12 protein-coding genes are annotated in these 14,204 nt (G+C 33.0%); 6 read left to right on the forward strand and 6 right to left on the reverse strand.

What is annotated here, in order from left to right:
• Positions 1 to 52: 52 nt before the first annotated feature.
• The 4 genes from BTO05_RS10135 to BTO05_RS10150 all read right to left on the reverse strand — a co-directional run bounded on the left by BTO05_RS10135 (position 53) and on the right by BTO05_RS10150 (position 3,293).
• Positions 53 to 1,090 (reverse strand): aldo/keto reductase, encoded by a 1,038-nt coding sequence (locus BTO05_RS10135; RefSeq protein WP_087492551.1) that lies wholly within the window; start codon positions 1,088 to 1,090, stop codon positions 53 to 55.
• 89 nt (positions 1,091 to 1,179) lie between these two features.
• Complete coding sequence (locus BTO05_RS10140; RefSeq protein WP_087492552.1) at positions 1,180 to 2,139, reverse strand: flagellar motor protein MotB; 960 nt, start codon at positions 2,137 to 2,139, stop codon at positions 1,180 to 1,182.
• Positions 2,140 to 2,141: 2 nt separating this feature from the next.
• Positions 2,142 to 2,522: a hypothetical protein gene (locus tag BTO05_RS10145; protein ID WP_087492553.1), complete on the reverse strand. Its 381-nt coding sequence runs from the start codon at positions 2,520 to 2,522 to the stop codon at positions 2,142 to 2,144.
• Positions 2,523 to 2,531: 9 nt separating this feature from the next.
• Positions 2,532 to 3,293, reverse strand: a complete 762-nt coding sequence (locus tag BTO05_RS10150; RefSeq protein ID WP_087492554.1) for an exodeoxyribonuclease III — start codon at positions 3,291 to 3,293, stop codon at positions 2,532 to 2,534.
• Positions 3,294 to 3,391: 98 nt separating this feature from the next.
• On the opposite strand from BTO05_RS10150, the gene BTO05_RS10155 reads away from it, so the two are divergent.
• The 3 genes from BTO05_RS10155 (at position 3,392) to BTO05_RS10165 (ending at position 7,997) form a co-directional block, all read left to right on the forward strand.
• A complete protein-coding gene (locus BTO05_RS10155; RefSeq protein ID WP_087492555.1) occupies positions 3,392 to 6,835 on the forward strand; it encodes a hypothetical protein in 3,444 nt (1,147 codons plus the stop codon).
• A 97-nt stretch (positions 6,836 to 6,932) separates the two neighbouring features.
• Positions 6,933 to 7,478, forward strand: coding sequence for a DUF3575 domain-containing protein (locus BTO05_RS10160; protein WP_087492556.1), 546 nt, complete (start codon positions 6,933 to 6,935; stop codon positions 7,476 to 7,478).
• A 57-nt stretch (positions 7,479 to 7,535) separates the two neighbouring features.
• Positions 7,536 to 7,997 (forward strand): hypothetical protein, encoded by a 462-nt coding sequence (locus BTO05_RS10165; protein WP_087492557.1) that lies wholly within the window; start codon positions 7,536 to 7,538, stop codon positions 7,995 to 7,997.
• Between the two features lie 75 nt (positions 7,998 to 8,072).
• Here the strand turns inward: BTO05_RS10165 and BTO05_RS10170 are convergent, their stop codons facing one another.
• A complete protein-coding gene (locus tag BTO05_RS10170) occupies positions 8,073 to 9,617 on the reverse strand; it encodes a glycine--tRNA ligase (protein ID WP_087492558.1) in 1,545 nt (514 codons plus the stop codon).
• Positions 9,618 to 9,742: 125 nt separating this feature from the next.
• On the opposite strand from BTO05_RS10170, the gene BTO05_RS10175 reads away from it, so the two are divergent.
• Together BTO05_RS10175 and BTO05_RS10180 are read left to right on the forward strand one after the other, a co-directional pair.
• Positions 9,743 to 10,423, forward strand: coding sequence for a ComF family protein (locus tag BTO05_RS10175; RefSeq protein ID WP_087492559.1), 681 nt, complete (start codon positions 9,743 to 9,745; stop codon positions 10,421 to 10,423).
• Positions 10,424 to 10,476: 53 nt separating this feature from the next.
• Positions 10,477 to 12,087, forward strand: coding sequence for an Ig-like domain-containing protein (locus tag BTO05_RS10180; RefSeq protein ID WP_087492560.1), 1,611 nt, complete (start codon positions 10,477 to 10,479; stop codon positions 12,085 to 12,087).
• On the opposite strand, the gene BTO05_RS10185 is transcribed toward BTO05_RS10180, so the two are convergent.
• The gene (locus tag BTO05_RS10185) at positions 12,071 to 12,853 is read right to left on the reverse strand and encodes an amidohydrolase (RefSeq protein ID WP_087492561.1); all 783 of its coding nucleotides are present in this window, start codon (positions 12,851 to 12,853) and stop codon (positions 12,071 to 12,073) included. The two genes, BTO05_RS10180 and BTO05_RS10185, sit on opposite strands and share 17 nt — an antisense overlap.
• A 75-nt stretch (positions 12,854 to 12,928) precedes the next feature.
• Here BTO05_RS10185 and BTO05_RS10190 point away from each other — a divergent pair, with 75 nt between their 5' ends.
• Positions 12,929 to 14,077: a serine hydrolase domain-containing protein gene (locus tag BTO05_RS10190; RefSeq protein WP_087492562.1), complete on the forward strand. Its 1,149-nt coding sequence runs from the start codon at positions 12,929 to 12,931 to the stop codon at positions 14,075 to 14,077.
• The last annotated feature ends 127 nt before the right edge of the window (positions 14,078 to 14,204 follow it).

Genomic DNA, 14,204 nt, shown 5'->3' on the forward strand with positions numbered 1-14,204 from the left:
CCCGAAGCTATTGGCCTCGAGTTTTTGATATTATTTTAATGTGGTATATGAATTACGGTGCAGGATTTGGTATCTCAGCGTGTACTTCATTAATCGCTTTTATAACATCATCTGACAATGAAATATTGATGCTATTAATATTTTCTTCAAGTTGTACTAAATTAGTTGCTCCAATAATATTACTCGTTAAAAATGGACGCTCATTTACAAAAGCTAGAGACATTTGTGCTAAGGTCATCCCGTTATCTTCAGCAATTTTTAAATAACGTTTCGTAGCTTCAGTAGCTTGTTCTCCGCTATATCTTGCAAAACGAGGAAATAATTTTAAGCGTGCATTATCTGCTGCGGTCCCTTTAATATATTTTCCAGAGAGTACACCAAATGCCATTGGTGAGTATGCTAGTAGTCCAATATTTTCTCGGTGGGCAACTTCAGCCATAGTACTATCAAAAGGTCTACATAATAATGAGTATGCATTTTGAATTGTAATTGGTCTTGGTAAATTATGTTGTTTAGATTCATGTAAATAACGCATTGTTCCCCAAGCACCTTCATTAGAAATTCCTATTTGTCTTACTTTTCCTGACTTTACTATTTCGTCAAGATTATGAAGAATTTCATTGAAGTTATCTTCCCATTCGTCATTAGTATTATGGACATAATCTCTAACGCCAAACATATTAGTATTACGTTCTGGCCAGTGGATTTGATATAAATCCATATAGTCTGTTTTTAGACGCTTTAGACTACCTTCAACAGCTTCGCTAAGTGCTTCTTTACTGAAACCTGTGGATCTTATGTGTGCGGTGTAATCACCTGGGCCAGCTATTTTACTTGCTAAAACAATCTTGTCTCTATTGCCTGTTTTTGCGAACCAATTTCCAATAATACGCTCGGTTTCGGCATAAGTCTCTGCAGTTGCAGGAACAGGATATAACTCAGCAACATCAAAGAAGTTAACACCTTTGTTTAATGCTAAATCCATTTGAGCAAAACCTTCGTCTTGTGTGTTTTGATTTCCCCAGGTCATAGTGCCAAGGCATATTTTACTAACTTTTATATCTGTATTTGGAAGGTTGGTATATTTCATTGTGGTAATTAAAAAATTTTAACAAAAATAAGAAGACCTTTCAGGTTATTAAAACTTGAAAGGTCTAAATCTATGTTAAGGTTTATGTATTAAATATCATTCAATAGTTTAGAAATTTCATCTAATTTTGGTGTTAAAATTACTTCAATACGTCTATTTTTTGCTTTGCCTTCTGAAGTATCGTTAGTGGCAATAGGTGCATACTCACCACGACCAGCAGCAGTAAGATTTTCAGCATTTATTAAAGAATTCTCTTTTAGAATTTTTACAATTGAAGTTGCACGTTTGGTTGATAAATCCCAATTACTACTCAATTGTGCATTACCTTTATAGGGCACGTTATCTGTATGACCTTCTATCAAAACTGCAATGTCAGGATTCTCTGCAAGAACGCTACCTAATTGCTCTACCGCTTCACGACCTTCGCTACCAACAGACCAACTACCTGAGTTAAAAAGGAGTTTGTTTTCCATAGAAATATAAACCTTTCCATCACGTTGCTCTACAGTTAATCCTTTACCTTCAAAATTGGTTAAAGCTTTTGAGATGGCATCTTTGAGTTTAGTCATTGCCGCATCTTTTGTTGCGATAACATTTTCTAATTCTGCAACTCTTTTTGAACCGGCTTCCAATTCTTTTTGTAGTTTACTTAGACGCTCACTTTCTGCTATTAAAGCTTGCTCTTTAGCTTCGAGTTGCGCTAAAAGCTCTCTATTCTTTTTTGAATTTGCTGCAATTGATGCTGAGCTATTTTCTTCTAAAGCAGCATATGAGGCTTTAAGATTTTCTAAATTTGATATAGATGCAGCTAACTCAGTTGTTAATTGATCACGTTCTTTAACTGCGTCTGCATATGCTTTTTGCAGTTTGTCTAAATCATTTTCAAGCTTGTTTTTTGCATCTGAAAGTGATTGATTTTGGTCAGATAATTGACGGTGTTCTTTTTTTAAATCAGCATATTTATCTTCTAAATCTGTGTATATTTTTTTGGATACACAAGATGAAAATAGGATTAAACCTAAGGCTAAGATTGAGAGTTTTTTAATCATTTTTAATTGTTTGAAAGATTTGAGATGTTTTTATTCTTTTTGCTTCTGGCGTATTTGTAAAACATAAAACTGCCAGCTACAATGTTAAAACCTAAAAACAAACTACCCACAATAAGTAGTTTATAAAAGTTTGAATTGGCTTCAGTAAACTCAGATAATTCTGAAATTAAAGCCATAACTAAATATAAATTGATGATAACAAATAAGCTTGATATTAATAAACCCGAAATTGTTTTTTTTGAAATAATTTGAAATGTCAAAATGCTCATCAAAATAATAGCATACGGATTTATAACAAGTCCTGCGAGCGTCCAATAATAAATAGTTGCAGCCAGAAGATATAATTCTGGACCAAGTTGTAATAGTTGTTTAACTCTAGTCATGTTTATTGTTTAAAATTCTAACTCCAATAAAATAGGACAATGGTCACTATGTACTGCTTCGGTTAGTATAACGCTTCTTTTTAAATTTTCTTGTAACGGTTTTGTTGCTAAAGCATAATCTAAACGCCAACCTTTGTTATTAGCACGAGCGTTTGCTCTATAACTCCACCAAGAATATTTCTGTAATTCTGGGTTGAGATATCTAAATGTATCTACGAGTCCGCTGTCTAAAAAGTTGCCCAACCACTCACGTTCTTCTGGTAAAAACCCTGAAACACCTTTCATTTTTGGGTTATGGATGTCAATGGCTTCATGACAAATGTTATAATCACCACAGATTACAAGTTTTGGGAAGTCTTTTTTTAGTGAATTAATATAATCTTGGAATTCATCCATATAATTGAGCTTAAAACTCAGGCGCGCATCATTAGTTCCAGAAGGCAAATACAAACTCATAACAGAAACCTTGTTAAAATCAGCTCTAATGTTTCGTCCTTCAAAATCCATTGATTCTATTCCGGTTCCGAACTCTACATGATTTGGTTCTGTTTTACTTAAAATGGCAACACCACTATAGCCTTTTTTTTGTGCGCTAAACCAGTAGTTGTATTTGTATCCAGCTTCAGCAAAAACATTCAAATCTAGTTGGTCTTCTTGTGCTTTTATTTCTTGTAAGCATATGACATCAGGGTCAGTAGCAGTCAACCAATCAATAAATCCTTTTTTTAATGCGGCTCTTATACCGTTGACGTTGTATGATGCTATTTTCATATCGAATAATTAGTTCAGTTTCAAAAATAAATAATACTGTACTTTTACAATGCTTTTTATTGTGAAATATGTCTTAAATAAAGGCGTTACTGTTCTATATGCGAATACTCATTACTTTTATTATTATTCTACTTTCGTTTACTGCGGTATCACAGGAGAAGTCTAGTAATTATAAATTAAAAAAATTCGCAGTCAAAGATTCGATTTTAATTGACTCAGTAAGTATCAATCCCAGTTTATTTAAAGTAAAAAAGAAATCAGGAGAACTAATAGATTCAAGTTTATACACTATTGATTTTTCGAAATCTATTTTAAAATTTAAACCTTCAGTAAACACAGATACTATCTTAGTTGAATATTTACGCTATCCAAATTTTATTACAAAAACATATCGTCAATTAGATGATAATATAATTGTCCAAAATACTGAGGCAAGACAAAAATTATTTCAAATTCAGAATAGAAAACCTAAAAGTAATTTTACACCTTTTGATGGTTTAACGACATCTGGAAGTATCTCTCGAGGTGTAACCATTGGTAACAATCAAAATTCTGTTTTAAATAGTGAATTAGACCTTCAGATTTCAGGAAAGTTGAGTGACAAAGTATCCTTAAGAGCATCGATTCAAGATGCAAACATTCCCTTACAGGAAAGCGGATTTTCGCAGCGATTGGATGAGTTTGACCAGATTTTTATCGAATTATTTAGTAAGGATTGGCGTATACGTGCAGGTGATATTGATTTGGAAAACAATACAAGTTATTACAATAGTTTTAGTAAGCGTGTACAAGGACTTTTTGTAAATGCTAGTTTAAGTGATAAGACGTCGGTTTTTGCTTCTGGAGCATTGGTGCGAGGACAGTTTACAACTAGTCAATTTACAGCACAAGAAGGCAATCAAGGACCATATAAGTTACGAGGCCCAAATAACGAGTTGTTTGTGCTTGTGGTTTCGGGTAGTGAAACCGTTTATGTCAACGGTGTACCTTTAGAACGAGGAGAAAACAAGGATTATATTATTGATTATAATGCAGGTCAGATAGTATTTAACTCTACATTTCCGATAACATCTGAGATGAGAATTACTGTCGATTATCAATTTAGTGAACGGAATTATTCGCGATTTACAGTTTATGGTGGTAGTCAATTTGAAACTGAAAAACTAAAGTTAAATCTCTCGGTATACTCTGAGAGTGATGCTAAAAACCAGCCTTTACAGCAAAACTTGTCGACTGAACAAGCGCAAATTTTAGCAGCTGCTGGAGATGATATGAGTTTAATGACGGCACCATCGGCAGTCGAAGAAATTTTTTCTGAAAATCGAATTCTATATCGAAAAGAACTGTTTGGTACTGAAGAAATATTTGTTTTTTCTAATGACCCAAACGACCAGTTATTTAGTGTGCGTTTTACATTGGTAGGCAATAACCTAGGAAATTATGTTTTAAGTAATGACAGTACAATTGCTAATATTTATGAATTTGTACCGCCAATAGCAGGAATTCCTCAAGGAAATTTCGAACCTATTATTCAACTTGTCGCGCCTGAGCGTTTGCAAATTGCTACGCTAAACGGAACATATACCCCAACAGAAAAAACAAATGTCTTTTTTGAGTTAGCAGGTAGTAAAAATGATTTGAATTTATTCTCTAGCGCGGATGATAATAATAATGATGGTTTTGCAGGTAAATTTAAAGTGCAGCAAAAGCTAATAAAAAAAGATAGTGCTTGGAATGTATCTGCTATTGCTGATGTTGATTATCTGCAAGATAATTTTAGAACCGTACAACGTTTATATAGACCAGAATTTGCACGTGATTGGAATTTGGATAATTCTGAAGCCAATCAAGGCAATGTGAGTTTGGGAGACCAATTACTTTTTAATTCTGGTGTTCAAGCATTTCATTACAAAAAAGGAAGACTAGCTTATAATTTTGAACACCTGAATTATTCAGAAGCTTTTAATGGTAATCGACATAATCTAAGAGCTGATTTACGATTGGGAGATTTTTCGATATTCTCACAGTCTAGTGCTTTAACTAATAATTCGAGCTTAAATACTTCTAATTTTGTTCGTTCATTTAATCGCGTGGTTTATGGTAAAACCAATAAATGGGCTGGTGCAAAATTAGCTTTAGAAGATAATAAGCAGACAGAAAAGGCAACAGGAAACTTAACTGCCTTAAGTCAAAAATTCACGTCTTACGAAGCTTTTGCTGGTGTTGGCGATAGCACAAAAGTATTTGTCGAATTAGGTTATATTCATAGACTTAACGATAGTTTACGAAACAATAATTTACAGCGCGTTAATACTTCAAACACCTATTATTTAAAATCAAGATTAATTCAGAATAAAACATCAAATCTTCAATTGTTTGTTAATTACCGAACTTTAAAAGCAGAAGGTAATACCTCTCAAGATGAGCAATCTCTGAACAGTAGACTGAATTATAATCAACGTCTATTCAAAAACGTTTTAATCTTAAATACAAGTTACGAAACCAATTCTGGGACATTACCACAACAAGATTTTACCTTTGTTGAGGTAGAACCAGGCCAAGGAAATTTTACTTGGATAGATTATAACGACAATGGAGTTCAAGAACTAGGCGAGTTCGAAACAGCAAAATTTGCTGACCAAGGCAGTTACATTAGAGTACTATTACCTAACCAAGTTTTTATTCAGACGCACCAAAATCGTTTTAGTCAAACCGTAACTTTTAATCCACAACAATGGAATGTTTCTGAAAATAAGCAGAAAAAATTCTGGTCTCATTTTTATAACCAAACTTCATTTTTAGTAGATAACAAATTACGTCGAAGCGGTAGTTCATTTAATTTAAATCCATTTGAAGCTTTGAATGACGAAAACGATAATGATTCCAATAGATTAGGTCTTAATTTTAGTTTAAGAAACGTGTTGTTTTATAACCGCGGAAAGCAGCGCTACACAACATCATACACGTATTTAACTAATAAGAGTCAAAGTCTATTATCAATTGGTGCGCAGCAGAATAAAATAAGAAGTCATCAAGTTAATTTTAATCACAAGTTTCTAAAAAGTTGGTTAGTAACAACAGAAGCTAGTTTAACTAACAATGAGAGTTTTAACGAAAGCTTTGTTAATCGAGACTTTAAAATTGATGAAACCCAATTTCAACCAAAGTTGTCTTACATATTTAATGAAAATGCCCAGTTTGATGTTTTTTATCAATACACTAATAAGAAAAATACAATAGGAAATTCTGAAGAACTACTACAAAACAATTATGGGTTTTCCTTCACCTACAATAATGCTCAAAAAGTCGCATTAACAGGTGAGTTTAATTATTTTCAGAACGACTATTTAGGTAATGCAAATACGCCAGTAGCGTTTCAGATTTTAGAAGGTTTGCAACCTGGAAAAAACTTTACATGGAGTGTTATAGCACAGAAGAAGTTGACCAAGTTTTTAGATTTAAACCTTAATTATTTCGGGAGAAAAACAGAAACTTCAAAAACTATTCATACTGGTACTGTACAATTGAAAGCTTATTTTTAAATAATTTGATTTTTTAACGCAACCTTTTATATAATTAAACATCTTTGTGATAAGATTCTTACATTATTAATCAAAAATTCAATCAATTCTATCTTTTATGAAAAAAACAATTTTACTTCTTTTAGCAGTCTGTGCTATGTTTTCAGTGAATGCACAGGATAATTCTTCAAACGATGGTACTCAAAATTTTAATGAAGTAAAACTTAATGCACTATATTTAGTTGTAGGTGCTTTAGAGTTAACTTATGAGCGTACACTAAATGAAGAGTCTGGTGTTGGAGCTTCAATATTTATTCCTTACGAAAACGGAGATGACATTGACTTTGATATTAATTATTATTTTTCTCCTTACTACCGTTTATATTTTGGAAAAAAATATGCCGCAGGTTTCTTTGTGGAAGGCTTTGGACTATTAAGTGGATACGATACAACTGAAGTTAATTTTTCTAGTCCTGATCCTGTAATTAGAGAAGGTAACTCAACAGCTTTCGCTCTCGGTATTGGTGTTGGAGGAAAATGGGTTACTAATAGTGGCTTTATTGGTGAGTTAAATTTAGGTATTGGTCGTAATATTATTAACGCAGATGATTTCACAGATGATTTGGTTGGAAAAATTGCTATTACTGTTGGATATAGATTTTAAGATTTACTGTTATTCAACTTCTTTAATTTTTATTAAATCTTTTTGTACATTATGTCTATGAAAAAGGGTTTAATAATTATATTATTTTTTTGTTTTACAAAAAGTGATGCTCAAGTAAATGAAGATATTTTATATTTAAAATATGATGAAAATATATCTATTAACGAATATTACGATAATTTTAAAATCTTACATATAGATTTAAGATTTACGATAAATAACCAAGGTGAAGACGCAAGACCCACAACGTATAAATACCGGATAAACAATATTTCTCTAGATGGTGATTTAAAATTTAATGAAATAAAAAATATAGTTTCTGACGAAGATTTGAAAAATATAAAGCTTACAACTATAGATGATTTAAGAAAACTAAATTCTTGTGATTTATTTTTTTTATTAGCAGACAGTAAAATATTTCTGATAAAAGATAAGGAAAATATACACTACAAATATGCTTTAAGCTACAAGAGTACAGCTAGAGGTATTGAATATTTTGACAATGGACTTCGCTTTTGATTCTTCTATGTATTAAATCACAAAACGCCCAAACTCTTAAGTCTGGGCGTTTTGTTTTTTAGTCTATGATTGATGCTACATTTTCATCAACCATTCCTTAACATCAACTTCTTTTTTGATGATTGTTTTTAAGTCTTCAATTTTTACACGTTGTTGCTCCATCGTATCTCTATGTCTGATTGTTACAGTGTTATTCTCTAAACTTTCACCATCAACGGTTATACAAAACGGTGTTCCGTTGGCATCTTGACGTCTGTATCGTCTACCGACGGCATCTTTTTCGTCATAAGTCACGTTAAACTCCCATTTTAAATCATCAATAATGTCTTTAGATAATTTAACTAAAGCTTCATCTTTTCTAACCAATGGCAAAATAGCTGCTTTAGTAGGCGCCAAAACCGCAGGTAATTTTAAGACAGTACGTGTTGTGTTATTTTCTAACTCTTCTTCTTGTAACGCATTAGAGAATACTGCTAGGAACATACGGTCTAAACCGATTGATGTTTCTAAAACATAAGGTGTGTAATTAGCATTCTCTTCGTGGTCAAAATACTGTAGTTTTTTGCCAGAATGTTCTTCGTGTTGTTTTAAATCAAAATCAGTACGACTGTGTATACCTTCTAACTCTTTAAATCCAAACGGAAATTTAAATTCGATATCTGTTGCTGCATCTGCATAATGCGCTAATTTTTCATGGTCATGAAAACGGTAATTATCTTCGCCCATTCCAAGGGAAAGGTGCCACTTCATTCTAGTTTCTTTCCAATGTTTAAACCATTCAGCTTGTGTACCTGGTTTGATAAAAAATTGCATTTCCATCTGCTCAAACTCACGCATTCTAAAGATAAATTGTCGTGCAACAATTTCGTTTCTAAAGGCTTTTCCTGTTTGGGCAATTCCAAACGGAATCTTCATTCGACCTGTTTTTTGTACATTCAAAAAGTTGACAAATATACCTTGCGCCGTTTCTGGTCTTAGATATAAATCCATCGCTGAATCCGCAGAAGCACCTAACTTTGTACCAAACATTAAGTTAAATTGCTTAACATCGGTCCAATTCTTTGTTCCAGATATAGGGCAAACGATACCTAATTCTTCAATTAAAGCTTTTACAGCTTCTAAATCTTCAGCTTCAAGAGATTTCCCCATACGAGATAAAATAGTATTTATCTTCTCTTGGTAACCTAAAACACGTCCGTTAGTTGCTAAAAATTCTTCTTTATTAAATGCTTCTCCAAAACGTTTGGCTGCTTTTTTGACTTCCTTTTCAATTTTGTTTTCAATCTTAGCGCAATAGTCTTCGATTAAAACATCAGCGCGATAACGCTTTTTAGAGTCTTTGTTATCTATTAATGGGTCATTAAAGGCATCGACGTGACCAGAAGCTTTCCAAGTAGTTGGATGCATAAAAATTGCAGCATCAATACCCACAATGTTATCATTCATCTGCACCATGGCTTTCCACCAGTAGTCGCGTATATTTTTTTTGAGTTCGGCCCCGTTTTGTGCGTAATCGTATACAGCACTTAAACCATCGTAAATCTCACTACTCTGAAATACATATCCGTATTCCTTTGCGTGTGAGATGACCTTCTTAAATTTATCTTCATTATTTGCCATGCTGCAAAAATATAAAACCGTTAGAATTAACGGTTGGTTTTTGTGAATTTATAGTAGCCTCAAAAATAAATATTACATTTAAGTGACGAAGTCATATAAATATTGTTTTTATATATCAGTTTTAAGTGTTTCAAAACCTAATTAATCTTTTCTTTCCTCAAATTTGCGAAGCTTGTAAGATACCATTACAGGACAACGAAAAATCTGTTTGTATTACATGCAGACATGAATTACCTGTAACTAATTTTCATTTTGAAAATAATGACGCTGTTAAAAAACTCTTATATGGTCGAGTAGAATTAGAAAATGCTACCGCTTTACTTCACTTTTCTAAAAAAGGATTAGTACAAGAACTATTACATAATTTAAAGTATCGAGGACACGAGCAAATCGGTAAATTTTTAGGAGATTGGCTTGGCGGTGAGCTTAAAACCCTACAAGCTTACCAAACTATAGATGTTGTAGTGCCAGTTCCAATTCATAAAAAATCAAAAAGAGAACGAGGTTATAATCAGGTCACAAAATTTGGAGAGCAAATAGCTAAAGCTTTAGAAGTCGATTACTTTGAAGATGCACTAATCAAAACATCCTATACAAAGCGCCAAGTTTTTAAAGATAGGATTACTCGATTTGAAGATGTAAATAAGAGATTTAGAATAGGCAATACTTATAATCTGTATAACAAACATATTCTATTAGTTGATGATGTTATTACAACAAGCGCCACTATCGAAGCTTGTGCGTTACTTCTACAAACTATTCCTGATGTGAAAATTAGTATTGCTACTATGGCAATTGCAGAATAAATTGTTCGTTATTAATAGAATTAAGTTGTTAATTTGCTTAAATTTTTAGGTCAATGTTTAGAAAGTCTTATCGTATATATTTCGGAATTGCAGCACTACTTCTCTTTGCATTAGGTTGTGCGAGTCGAGGTAGGCCTTCTGGAGGAGAAAAAGACGTGACACCACCTGAAATTATTAGTGAAAGCCCTAAAAACTATTCTACAAATTTTAAAGGCGATGAAATCCGAATATACTTCAATGAATATGTAAAGATTAAAGATTTGCAAAAGCAATTGATTATTTCGCCGCCGATGGATACTCAGCCGCAAATATCACCTCAAGGTTCGGCAAGTAAATACATTACGATAAAAATCAAAGACACCTTAGCTGAAAATGCAACATATGCATTCAACTTTGGGCAAAGTATTGTTGACAATAACGAAGAGAATCCATTTTCGTATTACCGATATGTGTTCTCGACAGGTGATACTATTGATTCGCTATCTGTAAAAGGTGCTGTCTTTGATGCTTTAGGAAGAAGTGCAGACCCATTTGTTTCAGTAATGCTTTATGAGGTAGATACGGCATACACAGATTCTATTGTATATAAGCAAAAGCCAAAGTTTATTACCAATACACTTGATAGCTTAACAACGTTTAGTATTGATAATATTAAAGCAGGAAAATATATAATGGTTGCTTTAAAAGAAGAGAATTCTAATTTTACGTTTCAGCCAAAAACTGATAAAATAGGATTTTACGAAAACGAAATTACGGTGCCAACAGATTCGTTTTATAATATTACTTTATTCAAAGAAGAAGCCGATTTTAAAGTATTAAAACCAAGTCAAATTGCAGAACAACGTATACAATTTCCTTACGAAGGCGAATTAGAAACTGTAGATATTGAGGTGCAATCAGACTCTATCAAAAATTTAGAATACAGGTTAACAAGAGATAAAGAAAAAGATACATTGTACTATTGGTTTAAGCCAAAAGTCGAAATCGATTCGACTTTATTTTTGGTTAAAAATCAAAACTTCACAGAAACTTTTAAATACAAATTTAAATCTGCAGAAAAAGACTCTCTAGTGATTAGTCCGTTAAAACGTGGTGGACTTAATTTTAATGAAGTTTTTACGCTTGAAGCAACAACACCTTTTAGTGAAATTGATACAAGTAAGATTACGCTAATAGATAAAGATTCCTTAAAAGTCGCCTATAGCGTAGAGTTCGATAAGATGTATAATCGATATAAGTTTAATGTAGACTTAAAAGAATCCGAAAAGTACAAAATGCAATTTTTACCTTCTGCTATTACTGATTTTTATGGCGAAGTAAATGATACATTAGATTATGCTTTTAACACTCGGAAAAGAGCAGATTTTGGTAGTATTAGAGTCAATATAGTCAATGCAACACTGCCATTAATTGTTCAACTTACCGACGAAAGTGGAAAGGTTTTATATGAAAAATATACAGAAGAGTTTACTACAATAGATTTTGCAGATATTGAAGTAAAAAAATATCAAATTAGAGCGATTTTTGACACTAATAAAAACGGAAAATTTGATACTGGGAATTATCTAAAAAAGATAATGCCAGAGCGTGTTAGTTATCATCCTGATATTATAGATGTTAGGGCAAATTTTGAATATGTCGAAACGCTTATTCTAAAAGACTAAAGTTATCGCGGTCATTCAAAAAATTAAGTTTATCTCTATATGTCTTGATTTCGGACTTATTTAGAGTGATAACCTCTGTTGTTTCTTGATTTGGTTGTATGTTACTCAGCTTTTTCCCTAGAATATCATAACAAGCAGAATGACCAGAATATTCATGCCCAGAATTGTCTACTCCAACACGATTAACACCTATGCAAAAACTCATGTTTTCAATAGCTCTAGCTTTTAGTAAAGCGTCCCAAGCATTGATCCGCGGTTTTGGCCAATTGGCGACGTATATAAGCAAGTCGTAATCTTCGGTGTTTCTTGCCCAAACAGGAAAACGTAAGTCATAGCAAATTAAAGGACAGATTTTCCAACCACGAAACTCAATTATAGTTTTAGAGATACCAGATTTGTATATTTTGTGTTCACCTGCTAAAGTAAAAGTGTGACGTTTGTCATATGCATTGACTTTGCCGTTTGGATGAACAAAAACTGAACGATTATAAAAGGTATTGTTTTCTGAGATGACCAAACTTCCCGTAATAGCTGCATCTTTTTTTGAAGCTAATTGTTTTAACCAAGTCAAAGTTTTGCCGCTCGCGTCTTCTGCAACACTAGAAGCATTCATTGTAAACCCTGAAGTGAACATTTCGGGTAAAATGATAAGGTCTACTTCCGAAGAAATAGCTTCGATTTTTTGAGTAAAATTTTTACGGTTCTCCTCAGGATTTTCCCAGACTAAATCTGATTGAATTAGAGCAATTTTTAAATTATTTTGCATGTTTAAAATTAAACAATTTGAAAGAGATTTAAAATTAAATCTGTAATTTGAAGCGTTATAAAATACTTTTAACTCATGAAGAATCTTTGCTTTTATTTAATCTTGTTTTTAAGTTTTAATTTAAGTGCACAAGTCAAGTATTTCCCAGAACGAAATGCGCCTTGGATTGAAAAAACACCAAAAGAGTTAAAGGTCGACTCAGAATGGTTAAATGATGCTGTCGATTTTGCTAAAAATAATGAGTATTCTGGCTCAAGAGATTTACGTATCGCTATTTTAAAAGGATTTGCTAGAGAACCATTTCATGAAATTTTGGGACCAACAAAAAAGCGTGGCGGACCAGCTGGATTAGTTTTAAAAGATGGTTATATAGTTGCAAAATGGGGAGACACAAAACGTGTGGATATGACCTTTAGTGTTACCAAAAGTTTTTTATCTACAGTTACTGGTCTTGCTGTTGATAAGGGTTTAATTAAAAATGAAACCGATTTCGCAAAAGAATATGTTTGGGATGGTACATTTGATGGTCGTCATAACTCTAAAATTACATGGCAACATTTATTGCAACAGAATAGCGATTGGTCTGGTGAGCTTTGGGGTGGAAAGGATTGGGCAGACCGACCACCAAGAGAAGGTGATTTGGATGATTGGAAAAACAGAAAATACTACAAACCAGGTACAAAAATGGAATATAATGATGTTCGAGTCAATGTTTTAGCATATTCGGCATTGCAAGTTTGGCGAAAGCCTTTACCTCAAGTTTTAAAAGATGAAGTTATGGACAATATTGGCGCGTCAACCACTTGGCGTTGGTTTGGATATAATAATGCATGGACAACTATTGATGGACTAAAAATGAAATCTGTTACTGGTGGTGGCCATTCTGGTGCAGGTTTATTTATTTCGGCAGAAGACATGGCACGTTTTGGATTATTGTTTTTAAATAACGGCAAATGGAAAAATGAGCAACTGATTAGTAAAGATTGGATTGAGCGCGCGATTACACCTTCAAAACCAAATATAAATTACGGTTATATGTGGTGGTTAAATAAAAAAGGACCGCGCCATTGGGAAAATGTATCCGAGGATATCTACTACGCAGCTGGTTTTGGTGGTAATTTTATCGTTGTAGATAGAAAGCATAACGTCGTTGTGGTTACACGTTGGCTAGAGCCATCTAAAGTTGGTGAGTTTATGCAGAAGTTGACTAAGGCTTTGAATTGATTCTTAATCAGTTGTTGTCATTTCGACAGAGCAAGGAACGCGCGACGAGAAACCTTTAGGTTCAGTGTAAGCTAAATCTCATAACTATTGAGATTCCTCCTCATTCTTCGTTCGGAATGACAAAAAA

The organism is Winogradskyella sp. PC-19, assembly GCF_002163855.1.
Taxonomy (GTDB): domain Bacteria; phylum Bacteroidota; class Bacteroidia; order Flavobacteriales; family Flavobacteriaceae; genus Winogradskyella.

Bases quoted from the DNA above. Each gene is read 5' to 3' on its own strand.
- BTO05_RS10135 (WP_087492551.1), bottom strand. From the start codon at position 1,090: ATGAAATATACCAACCTTCCAAATACAGATATAAAAGTTAGTAAAATA.
- BTO05_RS10140 (WP_087492552.1), bottom strand. From the start codon at position 2,139: ATGATTAAAAAACTCTCAATCTTAGCCTTAGGTTTAATCCTATTTTCA.
- BTO05_RS10145 (WP_087492553.1), bottom strand. From the start codon at position 2,522: ATGACTAGAGTTAAACAACTATTACAACTTGGTCCAGAATTATATCTT.
- BTO05_RS10150 (WP_087492554.1), bottom strand. From the start codon at position 3,293: ATGAAAATAGCATCATACAACGTCAACGGTATAAGAGCCGCATTAAAA.
- BTO05_RS10155 (WP_087492555.1), top strand. From the start codon at position 3,392: ATGCGAATACTCATTACTTTTATTATTATTCTACTTTCGTTTACTGCG.
- BTO05_RS10160 (WP_087492556.1), top strand. From the start codon at position 6,933: ATGAAAAAAACAATTTTACTTCTTTTAGCAGTCTGTGCTATGTTTTCA.
- BTO05_RS10165 (WP_087492557.1), top strand. From the start codon at position 7,536: ATGAAAAAGGGTTTAATAATTATATTATTTTTTTGTTTTACAAAAAGT.
- BTO05_RS10170 (WP_087492558.1), bottom strand. From the start codon at position 9,617: ATGGCAAATAATGAAGATAAATTTAAGAAGGTCATCTCACACGCAAAG.
- BTO05_RS10180 (WP_087492560.1), top strand. From the start codon at position 10,477: ATGTTTAGAAAGTCTTATCGTATATATTTCGGAATTGCAGCACTACTT.
- BTO05_RS10185 (WP_087492561.1), bottom strand. From the start codon at position 12,853: ATGCAAAATAATTTAAAAATTGCTCTAATTCAATCAGATTTAGTCTGG.
- BTO05_RS10190 (WP_087492562.1), top strand. From the start codon at position 12,929: ATGAAGAATCTTTGCTTTTATTTAATCTTGTTTTTAAGTTTTAATTTA.